The following is a 16,893-nucleotide window of genomic DNA, read 5'->3' on the forward strand; positions in this document are numbered from 1 at the left end:
CACGATTGAGGTAAAAATGGATTGGTACTTAAAGGTTTTAAGAAATTATATCGGCTTTGGCGGACGCGCCCGGCGGAAAGAGTACTGGATGTTTATTCTGGTCAACGTCATTCTGACATTCGTTCTCGGCGTACTGGATAAACTCTTGGGCTGGCAGCGTGCAGGAGGAGAAGGCATTCTGACAACAATTTACGGAATTCTCGTCTTTTTACCCTGGTGGGCAGTTCAGTTTCGACGTCTGCACGACACCGATCGATCGGCCTGGTGGCTGTTGTTGTTACTGATCCCCGTCATCGGCTGGCTGGTGATCCTCATTTTTAACTGTCAGGACGGCACGCCCGGCGAAAACCGCTTCGGACCTGATCCAAAATCTCTCCCCTGAGAAAGTGAAAAGGCAGCGTTACCCGCTGCCTTGATCCTTTTATTTACGCTAACCTGTTGTTCTGGTTAGCGCCCGGATACTGATTCAGATTCAAAACATATTTCTTAAAACTATTAATAATAGATATATTTTTCCTGAGATTTTCTTAATTAATTAGAATGCAAATGACCTTCATAAAATACCATGCTATATTTTGCCCTCTTTTAATTAATAAGGATGTTATATGAATTGGTATTTGAGTGTAATAAAAAATTATACCGGTTTCAGCGGTCGCGCACGTCGAAAAGAGTACTGGATGTTTGCGTTAATCAACATGATCATCTGTGCAGTCCTGAATGTTATTCAGGCTGTAATCGGCATGGAAACACCCTATATCTCAATTATTTATAGCCTTGGCATTCTGCTGCCGAGCATTGCGGTGGCGATCCGTCGTTTACACGATACCGAGCGCTCCGGCTGGTGGTTGCTGCTCAGCCTGATTCCGATTATCGGAACAATCGTTATTATTGTATTCCTGTGTCAGAACGGTACTGCCGGTGCTAACCGTTTTGGTGCCGATCCTAAGCAAAACGAGATTAATTAATCCTTTTTCGGGGCAATCTTTTTGCCCCGATATCAGTCATCCGCAACGCGTTATTTTTTCATAAAGAGTTTGGGTATTTCACGGAGGCACCAGGCCTTTGCTTCTCCCATACTGTCTCGCCGCCAGGCCATAATGATGTCAATCTCGCTGGTCGATTCCGGGCTGACCACGCGCAGCCGTCCTTCTGCAATATCCTGTTCCACCAGCGGATACGGCATCGTCGCCACCCCTAATCCTGCCAGTAACGCCTGACGCTTATCTTCGATGGTGCTGACGGTAAGGCGCGCTTGCTTATCCAGCAGTTGCACGGTTAATACCGGACGTTCACGCGCGGTATCCGCGACCGCTACGCCGCGATACTTCACCCGCGTCACTTCCGACAGCGGTTCCGGCTCCTGATGAATCGGGTGATCCGGCGCGGCAACATAAACGTTCATCAGGGTATACAGCTTGCGGGAGTTAATTTCTGACGATGAACGAAAGTGCATGTCCGGTGCCACCACAATATCCGCCCGGCCCTGTTCCAGGCGTTCCCACGCCCCCGCCAGCACCTCGGTGATCACTGAAAGCTGCGTATTGGCTTTAACAGCCAGTTTGTCGATCAGCGGGAAGAAGGCCGGGGTCGGCACCAGCGCCTCGGTCACAATAGTCAGATGCGTCTCCCACCCTCGCGCCAGCGCCTCAGCGTCTGTGGTGAGCTTATCTGCCGCCTCCAGCAGCACACGCCCTCTTTCCAGCAGCATGCGCCCAACGTTAGTGAATTTTGTTCGATGTCCGGAGCGGTCAAACAACACCACATCCAGCTCTTCTTCCAGCTTCTGCATGGTGTAGCTAAGCGCTGACGGCACGCGCCCCAGTTCATCCGCCGCTGCGGCGAAGCTACCGCGGCGATCTATCGCGTCCATTACGCGTAATGCCTCAAGCGTTAATGCCCTTTCTTTGGCCATATCGTTCTCATTCAGGAAATTTGAACATACCGGGCAGAATATCTGGCTAACAATGCAGCGTCCAGCCCCTTAACATAAAAGGAAGTAAAGAGAGGTCAAGAACTATGATTACTACCCGAACAGCCAAACAATGCGGACAAGCAGACTACGGCTGGCTGCAGGCCCGTTATACCTTCTCCTTTGGACACTATTTCGACCCGAAACTGCTGGGCTACGCATCGCTGCGCGTGCTCAATCAGGAAGTACTGGCACCCGGCGCGTCCTTCCAGCCGCGCACCTGGCCAAAGGTGGACGTGCTCAATCTGATTCTTGAAGGCGTTGCAGAGTATCGTGACAGTGAAGGCAACCACGTGCAGGCCCAGGCGGGTGAAGCGTTGCTGCTCGCGGCGCAGCCGGGTATCAGCTACAGCGAACATAATATCAGCAAAGACAAACCGCTTACGCGTATGCAATTGTGGCTCGACGCCTGTCCTGAGCGCGAGAATGCTCTGGTGCAGAAGACAAAACTGACGAAAGTTAAACAGCAACTGATCGCCTCACCCGATGGTGAGAACGGCAGTCTACAGCTGCGCCAGCAGGCGTGGGTACACCATATTGAGCTGGATCAGGGCGAGTCGCTGAGTTTTCAGCTTCATGGCCCGCGCGCTTATTTGCAGTCCATTCATGGCACCTTTCACGCCGTCACCCACGATGAAGCGCGTGAAGCGCTGACCTGTGGCGACGGAGCCTTTATTCGTGACGAAGCTAACATAACGCTCGTTGCCGATACGCCGTTACGCGCTTTGCTGATAGATTTGCCGGTGTAATCGGTAACCGGAGTGGTGTATGAGTAAGAAAGCAAAAAAACAGGCCCCGACAGGGAAAGTGGCAACGACAGAAACCAACACCGCGCCCCGTGCGTTTGACTACGAGGCGATGCTGACCGAGCTGGAAGCGATTGTCGCAGACGCCGAAGTTCGTCTGTCCGAGGAAGAAGCTGCCGCCTGAACCTCATTGCCGGATGACTGCGCAAGCGCATTATCCGGCCTACATATTCGTAGGCCGGATAGCGTCGCGCCTTCAGGCAGTCAGCCCTTCACTTAATGCGCTTTATGGGCCATGATCTCGATAATCTGTTTGTCCGTTTGCTGCATGGAATGACACGCCAACGCGCACAGGTTGGCAATAGACTGTTCCACGTCGTGCGCCACAATCCCTTCGTTACCCGTAACCGCCGTATCGTCCAACGCCATCAGCACCGCCTTCCACGCCGCAGAAGCACTGGTGGAGACCTTCATCGCGCAACTGTTAGATGCCCCATCGCAAATCATTCCGCTGACATCGCCAATCATGCTGCTGATCGCCATCGAGATCGTGCTGTAGCGCCCTTCGTCCACCAGCCAGGCCATCCCTGCCGCTGCCCCCATCGCGGCGGTCGTCGCGGCACACAGCGCCGACAGACGCGGGAGCTGATGGTGTATGTAGATCGCACTCAGATGGGAAAGCATCAGCGCACGCGCCAGTTTCTCCTCATCGGCGCCAAAGTGCTCGGCCACCACCATCACCGGTACCGTAGCGGTGATCCCCTGATTGCCGGAGCCGGAGTTACTCATGGCAGGCAGCGTCGCGCCGCCCATACGCGCATCCGACGCCGCGCTGGTTCGGATAAGGATCGCCGTCGAAAGATCGTTTGCCAGCAGACCGCGTGCGCACTGCTTTTGCAGCGTCGCACCGATATGCAGCCCCCAGGTTGCGCGCAGCCCCTCTTGTGACAGCGCGCCGTTGAGTCGGGCGGCGTCGAGAATAAAACGAATAGCGTCGAACGGTACGGTATTCACAAATGCCAGAATCTCTTCCAGCGTGGTCTCAGAAAGTACCGAGAGCGGCGATTCCTGCGCCTCATCGTCCGCGTTCGCTTGCTGAGTAAACTTCACGCCGGTATCGGTTTCGATCCGCACAATGTGAGTATGACCGCCAACAATGGTGACGCACGCCCAGCCGTCATGGCTATAGACCTTCGCGCGAGAAAACAGGATGTCATCACAGGGTTGCTGCAACATCACCGACACCTTGCCCGCTTTCAGCATCGCCTTCGCATCGGCAATGGCTTGCGCGGAGGCATCCTTCAGCACCTCCAGTCCGGCATTCGCATTCCCGCCCAGTGCTCCCAGCGCGGCAGCGATGGGCAGCCCAACCATACCGGTTCCCGGCACCGTCACCCCCAGTCCGTTTTTCATTAGATTGGGCGAGACCCAGGCATCGATTCGCTCCACCGCGCCATGCAGTTCAGAGGCCGCAACCGCGGCCGCCAGCGCCAGAGAAACCGGTTCCGTACAGCCCAGCGCAGGTTTCACCTCTTCCTGTACTGCGCGGATGAAACGCTGCCACAACGGATTTTTTATAGTCTCAGACATAACAACAACCTTCAGGATAAATCAGGAAAAAGCCAGGAACGGAGATACGCACAGCAGCAAACCGGTGACGATAATCAGATACAGCGACACCCCTTTGTATTTGTGCAATGCAGGTACTTTGTAGACCAGCCAGGCGGGGATCAAACATCCCACCATGCCGAAAATAGGGCTACAAATCGACGTAAAGCTCAGAACCGGTGCGTTAAGCACAATAGCGCTCCAGGCCAGTAAAATGGCAAACACCATGATGCCGCGCTGTACCAGCGTTTCATTGATCTTCTCAGCCGGCAGTTTGCGGCGCAGAATGTTCATCGCAATCCCCTGCGTGGCTTCGCGAAAGCCGAGATAGACGCCAAAGAACGCGGTCATCACGGCGAAAATATTCAGGATGACACTCACAACTTTCACCCAACCGGCGCCCGCGCCGCTGATGAACTGTGCAGCAATCGCCAACGCGGAGATATTCTGCTCATAGGCTTTAACCGCTTCGTCGTGTCCCATTGCCAGCGTAAAGGAGACGGCATAGAAGAACACGGTGACAAACAAAATGCCGAAGGCAATATTCATGGCACGTAGCGCTTTATGACGCGCCACCTCAACGGATTTCTCACGGGAACGGTAGGAAATCACCATCGGGCTCAGGGTCTGGATAAACAGGATTGAGGTCAGGGTAAACGGCAGCGTGATAATCGCATTCTTCACCAACAGCGCCATCGGCGGCAGCGCGCCAATGTTGTATAAGTGCCACATCCCAACCATCGATACGCCCAGTGCCGCCACGACCAGCAGTTTGGTCAGCACCATGCCGGTAGAAATTTTGAACAGCAGCTTTTCGCCGCGTGAGGAGATGGCGACCAGGATGCAAATCAGCACCAGACCATAGAACGGGTTATCGGATAACAGTCCCTCTGTCACACCAAAAGTATGCAAATAGGAGGCGCTGTCGTTGGTGATTGCGGTGGAATAGACAAACATCCAGATAACCAGCATCACAAAATACAGTGCGCCTAACAGGATGCCCCAGTTTTTCCCCAGATACCCACTGATGACGCTGGGATAATCTTTGCACTCCGGGGATTCCGCCAGCGTGTTAATAAACAGACGCTGGAACAGATACATGGCGGGATAACCGATGACCGATGAGAGCAAAAAGACCCACAGCCCCATCAAACCGACCTGCACCGGGAGAAAAACAATCCCCGCGCCAATCGCCATCCCGATACTCATAATGACCCAGCCGGTGTCGATGCTGTCGAATTTAATCGCTTCCCGCCATTCGCTTTCCGTCATTCCCGCCCGGCGCGCCGGGGCGCTGGCGTCGAGCACTACGCTGTTGTTCGTTGCCGTTTCCATAAAATTCTCGCTCATTATGTAGGGTATATTTTTAATTTTTGTCGTGCCGCATCAAGGCGATACGCGGTACGGGGTTTGCAGGCGAGTCATTAGAATGAAAAAAAGGATACGCTCAGGCGCAGAGAAAAACGTCACAAAATAACCCTGATATTTTCTATTGGTTAAGAAAATTTTCCTACTTAAAAAGAATTACGTGTCATTTTTTTCTAAATTTGAAGAAGATCACAACAAAAAAGCACACCGACGTGTGCTTTTAGATGGCTGACAATGGATAAAATGCCCGATGACGCAGGTTTATCGGGCAAGCTTTCTGGCGTTCGCTAACTGCACACCACTTTGATCGCTAAACCACCGCGTGATGTTTCGCGGTACTTATCGTTCATGTCCTTACCCGTCTCGTACATCGTTTCGATGACTTTATCCAGCGAGACACGCGGTTCGGAGGTGCGGCGCAGCGCCATACGTGCGGCGTTGACCGCCTTGACTGCGTTGATCGCATTGCGCTCAATACACGGGATCTGCACCTGCCCGGCAACCGGGTCGCAGGTTAAGCCGAGGTTGTGCTCCATGGCAATTTCCGCCGCGATGCAAACCTGCGCCGGGCTACCGCCCAGCAGTTCGGTCAACCCCGCCGCCGCCATGGAACTGGCCACGCCGATCTCCCCCTGACAGCCAACTTCCGCCCCGGAAATTGACGCATTCATTTTGTACAGTGCCCCAATGGCCCCAGCCGCCAGCAGATAGCGGGCAATGGAATTGGCATTCACCGGACGACGGAATTTATCGTAATAGGCCAGAACGGCTGGAATAATGCCGCATGCCCCGTTGGTGGGCGCGGTCACCACGCGTCCGCCCGCCGCGTTCTCCTCACTGACCGCGAGAGCAAACATGTTGATCCAGTCGATGACGTTCATCGGGTCGCTGGAGAGACTGTCACTGGAGACCAGCAGACGACGTAACGCCACCGCGCGGCGCGGTACATTCAGCGGGCCGGGTAAGACGCCTTCGGTATTCATCCCGCGTTCTATGCCAGCGTGCATCACTTCCCAGATCTGAGCAAATCCGGCATCAATTTCCACCTTGCTGCGCAGCGCCAGTTCGTTTTGCATCATCAGCCCGGAGACTGAAAGGCCGTTGCGTTCGCACAGTTTCAGCAGTTCGCTGGCGGAATGAAAATCATAAGGGACCGGCGCTTCCACGTCATGCGCCTGACCAAAGCGCTCTTCATCCACGATAAACCCGCCGCCAATCGAGTAATAGGTTTTACACAGCAGCGTTTCCTGGTTTTCCCAGGCGGTGATCCGCATTCCGTTCTCGTGCCTTGGCAGCGTTTCACCATGAAAAACAATGCTATCGGTAACCGGGAAATCGACGACATGTATACCTTCAGCAACCGGCAAGCGGCCAGTACGGGTCACCTCGTCAATAAACGCGGGGATGGCGTCAATGTTGACGCTTTGCGGCGAGTTTCCGGCCAGCCCCATCATAATGGCGGTATCGGTCGCGTGGCCTTTTCCGGTCAGCGACAGTGAACCATACAGATCAACCGACATGCGCGTCGTGCGCGATAAGCTTCCACTGCTGACCAGTTGATCGATAAACCGTTTTCCTGCATTCATCGGCCCTACGGTATGAGAGCTGGAAGGACCAATGCCAGGTTTGAAAATATCGAATGCGCTAATCATTTCTACACCCTCGGACTCGTTCAGTGGAGACCAGGTTTTCATACGCATAGTGAATCGGGGCGACCCGCAGACCGCCCCGATAACGTTACATCGCCTGGGTGAAAGTACGCGAAATGACGTCCTGCTGCTGCTCACGGGTGAGCGCGTTGAAGCGCACAGCGTAGCCGGAGACGCGGATCGTCAGGTTCGGATAGTTTTCCGGATGTTCAATGGCATCCAGTAACATCTCCTTGTTCATTACGTTAACGTTCAGGTGCTGACCGCCTTCCACGTGCGCTTCATGATGGAAGTAACCATCCAGCAGCCCGACCAGGTTGGTTTTTCGCACCGGATCCTCTTTGCCGAGTGCCGCAGGCACAATCGAGAAAGTGTACGAAATCCCGTCCTTCGCGTAAGTGAACGGCAGTTTCGCCACGGAAGTCAGCGAGGCGACAGCGCCTTTACGGTCACGCCCGTGCATCGGGTTAGCGCCCGGCGCAAATGGCGTTCCCGCGCGGCGTCCATCCGGGGTATTGCCGGTTTTCTGTCCGTACACCACGTTGGAGGTAATAGTCAGAATCGACTGCGTCGGTACCGCGTTCCGGTAGGTCGGCAACACTTTAATTTTCTTCATAAAGCGTTCAACCAGATCGCAGGCAATGCTATCCACGCGCTCATCGTTATTGCCGTACTGTGGATATTCCCCTTCAATCACGAAATCGACCGCCAGCCCGTTATGGTCGCGAACCGGTTTCACCGTCGCGTACTTAATTGCAGAGAGCGAATCCGCCGCTACCGACAGTCCGGCAATCCCGCACGCCATCGTGCGATAGACGTCACGATCGTGCAGCGCCATCAGCGACGCTTCGTAACTGTACTTATCGTGCATGTAATGGATGATGTTCAGTGCGCTGATGTACTGCACCGCCAGCCAGTCCATAAAGTGGTCCAGACTGTCCATCACCGTGTCGTAGTCCAGCACGTCGTCCAGCAACGGCGCGGTTTTCGGCCCCACCTGGATTTTCAGCTTCTCATCCACCCCACCGTTGATTGCGTACAGCAGCGTTTTGGCAAGATTGGCGCGCGCCCCGAAGAACTGCATCTGCTTACCGATAACCATCGGACTCACGCAGCAGGCGATCGCATAGTCGTCGCTGTTAAAGTCGGTCCGCATCAGATCGTCGTTTTCATATTGCAGTGACGAGGTGACGATAGAGACCTGTGCGGCATACTTTTTAAACGCGACTGGCAACGCTTCTGACCACAGCACGGTGAGGTTTGGCTCCGGTGCCGGCCCCATCGTGTGCAGCGTATGCAGATAGCGGAAGGAGTTTTTGGTCACCAGCGTGCGACCATCCAGCCCCATCCCGCCGATCACTTCGGTCGCCCAGATCGGATCGCCGGAGAACAGCGTGTCAAACTCCGGCGTACGCAGGAAACGCACCATCCGGATCTTCATGATGAAGTGGTCGATCAACTCCTGCGCCTGTTGCTCTGTCAGGATACCGGCATTGAAATCGCGCTCAATATAGATATCGAGGAACGATGCGGTGCGGCCCAGCGACATCGCGCCGCCGTTTTGCGATTTCACCGCCGCCAGATAGGCAAAGTAGACCCACTGTACCGCCTCCTGCGCATTACGCGCCGGGCGAGAGATATCACAGCCATATTTCGCCGCCATCTCCTGCATTTGCAGCAACGCGCGACGGTGCTCCGCCAGCTCTTCACGCAGGCGAATCGTGGCTTCCAGATTCTGTCCCCACTCCAGATTTGACTGGAGATCGGCGAACTGCAGCTCACGCTCACGCACCAGATAGCGGATGCCGTACAGCGCCACGCGACGATAATCACCGATAATGCGCCCACGACCATAACCGTCCGGCAAACCGGTCAACACACCGGATTTACGGCAGCGCAGCATGTCCGGAGAATAGACGTCAAAAACGCCCTGGTTGTGGGTTTTACGCAGTTCGGTGAACAGGTACTCGAAGTTCGGATCCATCTCACGACCATAAGCATCGAACGAACTTTTGATCATGTTGACGCCGCCAAACGGATGCAGCGCACGTTTCAGCGGTTTATCCGTTTGCAGGCCGACAATCTTCTCCAGTTCCTGCTCAATGTAACCCGCATCGTGCGCAGTAATCGTGGTCGCAATATTGGTATCGAAATCGACCGGCGCATGGGTCGCGTTTTCGATACGAATGCCCGCCATCACCTTTTCCCACAATGCCGTAGTGGCAGGCGTTGCATCAGCAAGGAAGGATTCATCCCCTTCATAAGGCGTATAGTTGTGCTGAATAAAATCACGGACATTAATTTCTTCTTTCCAGTCCGTACCTTTAAAGCCAAGCCATGCTTCGGCATACAGCATATCGCTGGTATCGATATCTACCTTCATGAAAAATAATCTCTCTACAGAACAACAAATAAATTAGGCGTATTCCACGGCTGCGTTAATGCGGCCTAATTGAATCGCATCGAGCGCAATCATTTTTTCTTCGTTCGTCGGTATTACGGCGCAAATAACCCGGGCATCTGAGGGGGAAATAATGCGCTCGCCATGAGAATTCGGCAGGTTATTTCGGTCGCTGTCGATATTCACTCCCAATACCGTCAGATGCTCAACCACCAGACGACGAATTAATACCGAGTTCTCACCAATACCGCCAGTGAAAATAATGCCGTCCAGACGGTGTAACGAAGCGGCATGTCCGGCAATATGACGGGCAATGCGGTGAACAAAGGTTTTAATTGCCAGCTGTGCGCGCTCGTGTCCTTCATGCCAGGCTTTTTCCAGCACCCTTAAGTCGGACGACAGGCCAGAAATCCCGAGCAGACCGGACTCTTTGTTCACTACCCGCTCCAGATCGCTCAGAGTCTGTTGGGTTTCACTGGCGACCCACGCCATCGCGCCGAAGTCCACGTCGCCGCTACGCGTGCCCATCATCAGCCCTTCCAGCGGCGTCATCCCCATTGACGTGTCGACGCTGTGACCATTACGGACGGCACAAATTGACGCACCGTTGCCGAGGTGGGCAATCACCAGGCCGGAGTCCTGTTCAGACAGCGCAAGCAGTTCATGCGCGCGTTGAGAAACATAGCGGTGCGACGTTCCGTGGAAGCCGTAACGCCGCACGCCCAGCTCTTCGAAATACTTCCACGGCAGGCCATACAGGTAAGCTTCTGGTGCCATGGTCTGATGGAAGCTGGTATCAAACACCGCCACCTGCGTGACGCCGGGGAACAGATGCTGTGCGGATTCAATCCCGCTCAGATTGGCGTAATTATGTAATGGTGCCAGTGGTGAAACACGGCGAATATTGTCAATGACCTCATCAGTAATAATTGCTGACTCGGTAAAAATATTTCCGCCGTGGGCAATACGGTGGCCAATTAAGGCCACGCTGTCATTTAAATTACGTTTTTCCAGTTCAAACGCAATCGCCTTTAATGCGCCTTCGTAGCTGTGGTGAGCCAGCGTCACTGGCTCACCTCCATTTACCGATAAGAACGCATTTTCCGAGTTAATACCATCCGCAATGCCTGCCATTAATACGTCGCAGTTATTTGCATCCAGTACTGAAAACTTAATTGAAGACGATCCACAATTAATAACCAGAACTATCGGAAACTCATTCATTTCACTACTCCGCTCATCCTGAGCTTAAGGATTAAAACAGTTTGTACACGATGTTCAGAATGGTCAGCAGACCGATGACGGTGACAAACACGTTATCCAGACGACCGCGATATTTCGCCAGTGACGGTGCCTTACGAATGGCATACATCGGCAGCAGGCACAGCAGTGAGGCAATAATCGGCGCACCCATCGCTTCAATCAGGTCCAGAATGTTCGGGTTGGCGTAAGCCACAATCCAGGTGGACCCCATGATGAAGATCATGCTGATGGTGTTGAGTTTGCCGGAGGAAACCTTCGTTTTATCGCCTTTGTAACCGAACTTCAGCACCAGACCATTCAGCCCTTCCAGCGTGCCCAGGTAGTGACCGAAGAAGGATTTGAAGATGGCAACCAGCGCAATAATCGAGGCGCCATATTCCAGCACGATGGCGAAAGTCGACTTCGTTCCGGACAGGGAAGCGAAGTGGTTTGCCAGATAAGACAGTACCGGAATGTTCTGTGCTTTCGCATCTGCCATGTTTGCCGGAGAGAGCGTGAACAGGCAGCTAAAGGCGAAGAACATAACCACAGCGACCATCAGCATGCTGGCGCGAGAGATGATCTGAGAACATTTCTGCTCGGTGTATTCACGGCCAAAATCTTTCTCATATTCTTCACGTTTAGAGACCACGAAAGACGAAACGATCGGCGAGAAGTTGAACGAGAACACCATGATGGAAATCCCCAGCCACACGGTGACCAGAATGCCATCGTGACCGGTTAAGGCGATATTACTGATATCGACCTGGTCGATCACCGCAGAGTTCCAGTAAGGGATCAGCGACAGCGAGATCAGCACCAGGCTGGCAATGAACGGCCATACCAGGTAGCTCATCACTTTAACCATCAGATCCTTACCAAACCAGATAACGAACGCCATCAGCAACAGCAGGAACAGCGCCACAAAACCACGGTTCAGCGCCGGCAACTGTAACTGGTTTTCCCAGAACGTCATGAACGTGTTGGTAATGGTGACGCCATAAATCCACAACAGCGGACAAATCGCGAAGAAATAGAGGAACGTGATGACCACGCCGCCCGTCTTACCAAAGTGCTCTTCAACCGTTTCCGTGATGTTGCCGGACGGGTTTGACCCGGACAGACACAGACGTGCCAGCGCACGGTGGCAATAAAAAGCGATGGGGTACGCCAGTACCAACATCAAAAGAATGGGGATTAAGCCGCCAAATCCTGCGCGGATGGGGAAGAACAACACCCCGGCGCCGATGGCTGTACCAAATAAACCCAGTGTCCAGGTGGTGTCTGATTTACGCCAGGACGACTGTTTTGTCTGGCTGGATACAATGCTGTCAGAAGTACTCATATCCTATCCTCAACGAAGAGATTAATAGCCGGATTTACGCGTCTGCTAAACCCGTAATTTGCGATACACGAGAAAGATCGATATTGCCGCCAGAAATAATGCTGACCGTTTTTCTGTTCTGGATATAGGCATCTAATTTCCCGCTTAATAAAGCAGCACATGCCAGTGCACCAGCACCTTCTGTCACCACTTTGTTGCGTTGAATTAAAGCAATCATGCTGTTACGAATTTCGTCTTCGCTGACCAGGACAATGTCATCCACTAATTCACGCACAATTTCGTAAGTTAATTTACCCGGGCGGGAAACATCACAACCATCCGCCAGGGTGCCGGTCGTTCGGTGCGTGGTTATTTCTCCAGCCTGATAAGACGCCGCCATGCCGTGTACGTTTTCAGACTGCACACCAATTACTTTAATGGTCGGATTAATAGATTTAATGGCAATAGCAATACCGGCGATTAAACCGCCACCGCCGATAGGAACAATCACGTTATCGACGTCATACAGGTCTTCCATAATTTCCAGACCGATAGTGCCCTGGCCGGCAATCACTTTCGGATCGTCATAAGGCGGGATAAAAATACGCCCTTCCATTTCGACAATCTCACTGACTTTGGCGATAGTGTCGTTGAAGTTATCGCCGTGCAGCACTACTTCCGCCGAGTAGTCACAGGTGGCGGCCACTTTCGATTTCGGCGCCCCCTTCGGCATCACCACTTTGCCATCAATACCCAGCATCGCGCAGGAGAGAGAAACCCCTTGAGCGTGGTTACCCGCTGAACAAGCGACAACGCCTTTACGTTTTTCCGCATCCGTCAATGAACTGAGTTTGTTAAATGCGCCACGAATTTTAAATGAGCCGGTACGCTGCATGTTTTCAAACTTAAGGAATATTTCCCCTTTGCAGCGCTCACTAAAATAGTTTGAGCGAGGCATGCCTGTTTTATATATTTTCCCCGCCAGTCGTTTTTTTGCTTCGAGGATATCTTCAATGGCAACCGGGAGATCGTAAGTAATGTGCATTGTAACCTCTTACCTGATAGTAAAGTAATAGATAGCCGTAACCAACGTCTGATATTAAGAACGATGGTATGAATTGAGGATTAAATTAAATTTAATCGGTTAGTTAATTTCAATTAATTGCTTTCGTCTGCAACCTTTATAAGATGAATACTCTTTGGCTAATTCAACCAAAACCGATGCGGCTTTTTTAATACGATAGTTTTTTGACCATATTGCGGCATAGCGAGCAATGGGTAACGATTCTTCCACAGGGAGAGTAATAAATTGGTTCGAACCAAAGGGTGCGACCATATCGCACGGAATCACTGTCAGAAAATTAGCATTGAGAACAAGATTGTAAATGGTCACAACGGAGTCGGTTTTAACGATGTTTTCGATGCTAATGCCATTTCTTTGCAGGGTGGTGAGGAGTTCGCTGTAGTAGCCCATATTCGTTTGTGGCAACACCCACTGTTCGTTCTGCAACGATTCCAGTGTGGTGGTGCCGGTGCATGTTCGGGACTTATTCGCCACCAGCACGAACTCCGACTCAAAAAGCGGTTCGACGTGCAGATCCTGCAATTTCATTTCATCACTGAGCGTACCAATCGCAAAGTCCAGTCGCCCGTCGCGGATCGCCGGCAGGAATGAGGAGAGTTGCGCCTCATACATGGAGACCTGTGATTTTGGGTAGACCTCTTTGAACTTCTGGATCATATCGGACATAAAGGTAAAGCCAATCAGCGAAGGAAACCCGAATGAGATATCAACCACCGTGTTGTCGGTCATGCTGTTCATCTCATTCACCATGTTCTTCATCTCACGGGTGATGGATTCGGACCATGAGAGTAAAACCTGCCCTGCCTGAGTTAAGGTGACGCCGGTATTTTTGCGAACCACCAACTCAACGCCAAAATAAGCTTCAATATCGTTAATAATTTTACTAACAGCTGGCTGAGTTAACCCTAACTCTTTTGCCGCAGAACCGATAGAACCGCTTCTGATTACTTCCTGAAAGACCACCAACTGCTGTGTTTTTGGGAGAGCAAACGTATTCATATCGACCTGCGTTAATAACCTTGTTGACGGCGTGAAGTGTAACAAATTACATGAAGCAGGATATGTGCGACCACTCACAAATTGCCTTCACCTATATTTCAAGTGGTTATTTGTAAATAAATAAACCTTTTGCATTCAATTAGTTATATAAACATCATGTCACTTTAGTCTGATTTTTGTCAAAAAAATAGGGGGGGATAACAATATTTTATGGCGATAACACGCGTTATTTTCCCCTCATATCTAAAAATGAGGAATGACGATATTTCAAGCAATTATCGTGCAGTTAATGGTCAATTTGTTCATTAAATTTAATGCGCAATCCCTCAAATTTAATTATGTTTAAAACATAAATTGGATTAAATAATGTTATACATCACATTTTTTAGCCCTGTTTGTTTATAAATAAACATTGAATTTATCAATAATTAAATATATACACACAAACAATTATCATTCACAACAATATATTAACACTGAGTTTCTCTGTTTTTGTAGCGCGTAATTTTGTGAAGTCGATCGATTGCTTTTTGTTTCTATCGAGATATTCATAGAAAGTAGCGTTTTGTGTTGGCTGTCACATAACAAGAAATTTCTTAATAGCCGCAGGTTCCAGAACGCTGCCGGATGGCGATGCGACGTATCTTATCCGCCCTACAGGTCCCCGTTCCCCTTCACCGTTCACAGGCCTGATAAGCGAAGCGTCATGACCGGTAAGCCGCTTTCTTCCAGGTATAGCGTCGTGGACAGTCATCGTCTACATCATCTGCAAAGCAAAAACCCGCCGAAGCGGGTTTCTACATGAAAGTGGTGAAGCTGACCGATAAGCCGCTTTCTTTCAGGTGTAGCGTCGTGGACAGTCATTCATCTACATTATCTACAAAGCAAAACCCCGCCTGGTGGCGGGGTTCTTAAAGTGGTGAAGCTGACCGATAAGCCGGGTTCTGTCGTGGACAGTCATTCATCTAGGCCAGCAATCGCTCACTGGCTCAAGCAGCCTACCCGGGTTCAGTACGGGCCGTACCTTATGAACCCCTATTTGGCCTTGCTCCGGGTGGAGTTTACCGTGCCACGGACTGTTACCAGCCGCGCGGTGCGCTCTTACCGCACCCTTTCACCCTTACCTGATCCCACTTGCGTGGGCCATCGGCGGTTTGCTCTCTGTTGCACTGGTCGTGGGTTTCCCCCCCAGGCGTTACCTGGCACCCTGCCCTATGGAGCCCGGACTTTCCTCCCCTCCGCCTGTCTCCCCCGAAAGGGACGACGACGAAGCGGCGACTGTCTGGTCAGCTTCGGCGCGCAGTATAGAGGGTTTGCACGCCCTTGTCACCCTGCACTGCGCATTCCCACCGCCAGCGTCGCCGCAATGTTTCGCGACGCACGGTAAATGTTGTCAAATGCGCCGCGAAAGGCCTCTTCCAGCGTGCCAATACTGGTCAATACGCTGAATACAGCATCGATACCATATTGATGCACCACGCCGACATCCCGCGTCAGACTGCCCGCAATGCCAATCACCGGCTTGTGGTATTTCTTCGCCACGTTAGCCACACCCACCGGCACTTTGCCGTGAATGCTCTGGCTGTCGATGCGCCCTTCACCGGTAACAACCAGCGTACAGTCGTGAATATGCTCTTCCAGATTAAGCGCCTGGGTGACGATCTCAATCCCGCTTTTCAACTCCGCGCCGAGGAATGCCATCAGCGCTGCCCCCATGCCGCCCGCCGCACCTGCGCCTGGGACGTTTTTCACATCCACACCCAGTGATTTTTTAATAATATCCGCGTAGTGAGCCAGATTGCGGTCCAGTTCGAGGATCAGCGGTTCCGTCGCCCCTTTTTGCGGGCCAAAGATCCGAGAAGCTCCCTGTTCGCCCACCAGCGGATTGGTCACATCACAAGCAACGCGAATAGCACAATGTTTAATGCGCGGATCCAGACCAGACACATCAATGGTATTGAGAGTGTTCAGACTACCGCCGCCGTAGCCAATTTCAGTTCCGTTGGCATCACACAGCTTCGCGCCCAGCGCCTGAACCATCCCGGCACCGCCGTCATTGGTCGCGCTCCCGCCAATGCCGATAATAATATTGCTCGCCCCACTGTCCAGCGCCTGCAAAATAAGCTCCCCGGTGCCGCGCGAAGTGGTAATCAGGGGGTTACGTTTTTCGGGGGGGACCAGCGCCAGTCCGCTGGCGGCCGCCATTTCAATAAACGCGGTCTTTCCATCACCTGACATGCCCCAGTTGGCATTCACTTTTTCACCCAGCGGTCCGGTCACCAGAGCGGAATGTGCAGAACCGTGTGTGGCGGCAATCATGGCTTCAACCGTCCCCTCACCCCCATCGGCGACCGGAACGGAAACATACTGCGCATCGGGGAAAATTTCCCGAAATCCTTTTTCTATCGCCTGCGCTACCTCAGTAGCAGAAAGGCTTTCTTTATAAGAGTCTGGGGCAATTACGATTTTCATGATGATCGCCTGTTACTGCACAACGCCGGAT

General features: G+C 52.3%; 14 protein-coding genes and 1 other RNA gene. 4 read left to right on the forward strand and 11 right to left on the reverse strand.

The window, feature by feature from the left end:
• The first annotated feature begins 16 nt into the window (after window positions 1–16).
• Together C2U53_RS06230 and C2U53_RS06235 are read left to right on the forward strand one after the other, a co-directional pair.
• Entirely contained in the window at window positions 17–382 is a 366-nt protein-coding gene (locus C2U53_RS06230) for a DUF805 domain-containing protein (RefSeq protein WP_044255823.1), read from the forward strand.
• A 223-nt stretch (window positions 383–605) separates the two neighbouring features.
• Window positions 606–965: a DUF805 domain-containing protein gene (locus tag C2U53_RS06235; RefSeq protein WP_044255826.1), complete on the forward strand. Its 360-nt coding sequence runs from the start codon at window positions 606–608 to the stop codon at window positions 963–965.
• A 50-nt stretch (window positions 966–1,015) separates the two neighbouring features.
• Here C2U53_RS06235 and yhaJ read toward each other — a convergent pair whose 3' ends face one another.
• Window positions 1,016–1,912 carry a DNA-binding transcriptional regulator YhaJ gene (gene yhaJ, locus C2U53_RS06240; protein ID WP_044255829.1) on the reverse strand — a complete coding sequence of 299 codons (897 nt, stop codon included), beginning with the start codon at window positions 1,910–1,912 and terminating at the stop codon, window positions 1,016–1,018.
• Window positions 1,913–2,016: 104 nt separating this feature from the next.
• On the opposite strand from yhaJ, the gene C2U53_RS06245 reads away from it, so the two are divergent.
• Together C2U53_RS06245 and C2U53_RS29875 are read left to right on the forward strand one after the other, a co-directional pair.
• Window positions 2,017–2,718 carry a pirin family protein gene (locus C2U53_RS06245; RefSeq protein ID WP_042998235.1) on the forward strand — a complete coding sequence of 234 codons (702 nt, stop codon included), beginning with the start codon at window positions 2,017–2,019 and terminating at the stop codon, window positions 2,716–2,718.
• Between the two features lie 19 nt (window positions 2,719–2,737).
• On the forward strand, window positions 2,738–2,899 hold the full coding sequence (locus tag C2U53_RS29875) for a hypothetical protein (protein ID WP_172740563.1): 162 nt from the start codon (window positions 2,738–2,740) through the stop codon (window positions 2,897–2,899).
• Between the two features lie 92 nt (window positions 2,900–2,991).
• On the opposite strand, the gene C2U53_RS06250 is transcribed toward C2U53_RS29875, so the two are convergent.
• The 10 genes from C2U53_RS06250 to garK all read right to left on the reverse strand — a co-directional run bounded on the left by C2U53_RS06250 (window position 2,992) and on the right by garK (window position 16,862).
• On the reverse strand, window positions 2,992–4,305 hold the full coding sequence (locus C2U53_RS06250; RefSeq protein ID WP_044255832.1) for a serine dehydratase subunit alpha family protein: 1,314 nt from the start codon (window positions 4,303–4,305) through the stop codon (window positions 2,992–2,994).
• Window positions 4,306–4,326: 21 nt separating this feature from the next.
• A complete protein-coding gene (locus C2U53_RS06255; protein WP_042998237.1) occupies window positions 4,327–5,658 on the reverse strand; it encodes an amino acid permease in 1,332 nt (443 codons plus the stop codon).
• Between the two features lie 320 nt (window positions 5,659–5,978).
• On the reverse strand, window positions 5,979–7,343 hold the full coding sequence (gene tdcG, locus C2U53_RS06260; RefSeq protein WP_104445734.1) for an L-serine ammonia-lyase: 1,365 nt from the start codon (window positions 7,341–7,343) through the stop codon (window positions 5,979–5,981).
• 85 nt (window positions 7,344–7,428) lie between these two features.
• Window positions 7,429–9,723, reverse strand: a complete 2,295-nt coding sequence (tdcE, locus tag C2U53_RS06265; RefSeq protein WP_042998239.1) for a 2-ketobutyrate formate-lyase/pyruvate formate-lyase — start codon at window positions 9,721–9,723, stop codon at window positions 7,429–7,431.
• 33 nt (window positions 9,724–9,756) lie between these two features.
• The gene (gene tdcD / locus C2U53_RS06270) at window positions 9,757–10,965 is read right to left on the reverse strand and encodes a propionate kinase (protein WP_104445735.1); all 1,209 of its coding nucleotides are present in this window, start codon (window positions 10,963–10,965) and stop codon (window positions 9,757–9,759) included.
• Between the two features lie 31 nt (window positions 10,966–10,996).
• Window positions 10,997–12,328 carry a threonine/serine transporter TdcC gene (gene tdcC, locus C2U53_RS06275; protein ID WP_042998241.1) on the reverse strand — a complete coding sequence of 444 codons (1,332 nt, stop codon included), beginning with the start codon at window positions 12,326–12,328 and terminating at the stop codon, window positions 10,997–10,999.
• A 34-nt stretch (window positions 12,329–12,362) separates the two neighbouring features.
• Window positions 12,363–13,352, reverse strand: coding sequence for a bifunctional threonine ammonia-lyase/L-serine ammonia-lyase TdcB (gene tdcB, locus C2U53_RS06280; RefSeq protein WP_042998242.1), 990 nt, complete (start codon window positions 13,350–13,352; stop codon window positions 12,363–12,365).
• A 99-nt stretch (window positions 13,353–13,451) separates the two neighbouring features.
• The gene (tdcA, locus tag C2U53_RS06285; RefSeq protein ID WP_042998243.1) at window positions 13,452–14,390 is read right to left on the reverse strand and encodes a transcriptional regulator TdcA; all 939 of its coding nucleotides are present in this window, start codon (window positions 14,388–14,390) and stop codon (window positions 13,452–13,454) included.
• A 917-nt stretch (window positions 14,391–15,307) separates the two neighbouring features.
• Window positions 15,308–15,684, reverse strand: an RNA gene (gene rnpB, locus C2U53_RS06290) — RNase P RNA component class A.
• A 32-nt stretch (window positions 15,685–15,716) separates the two neighbouring features.
• Window positions 15,717–16,862 (reverse strand): glycerate 2-kinase, encoded by a 1,146-nt coding sequence (garK, locus tag C2U53_RS06295; protein ID WP_042998244.1) that lies wholly within the window; start codon window positions 16,860–16,862, stop codon window positions 15,717–15,719.
• Window positions 16,863–16,893: the final 31 nt, after the last annotated feature.

Origin of the sequence: Citrobacter sp. CFNIH10, assembly GCF_002934585.1 — a bacterium.
Classification (GTDB): Bacteria; Pseudomonadota; Gammaproteobacteria; order Enterobacterales; family Enterobacteriaceae; genus Citrobacter_A; species Citrobacter_A amalonaticus.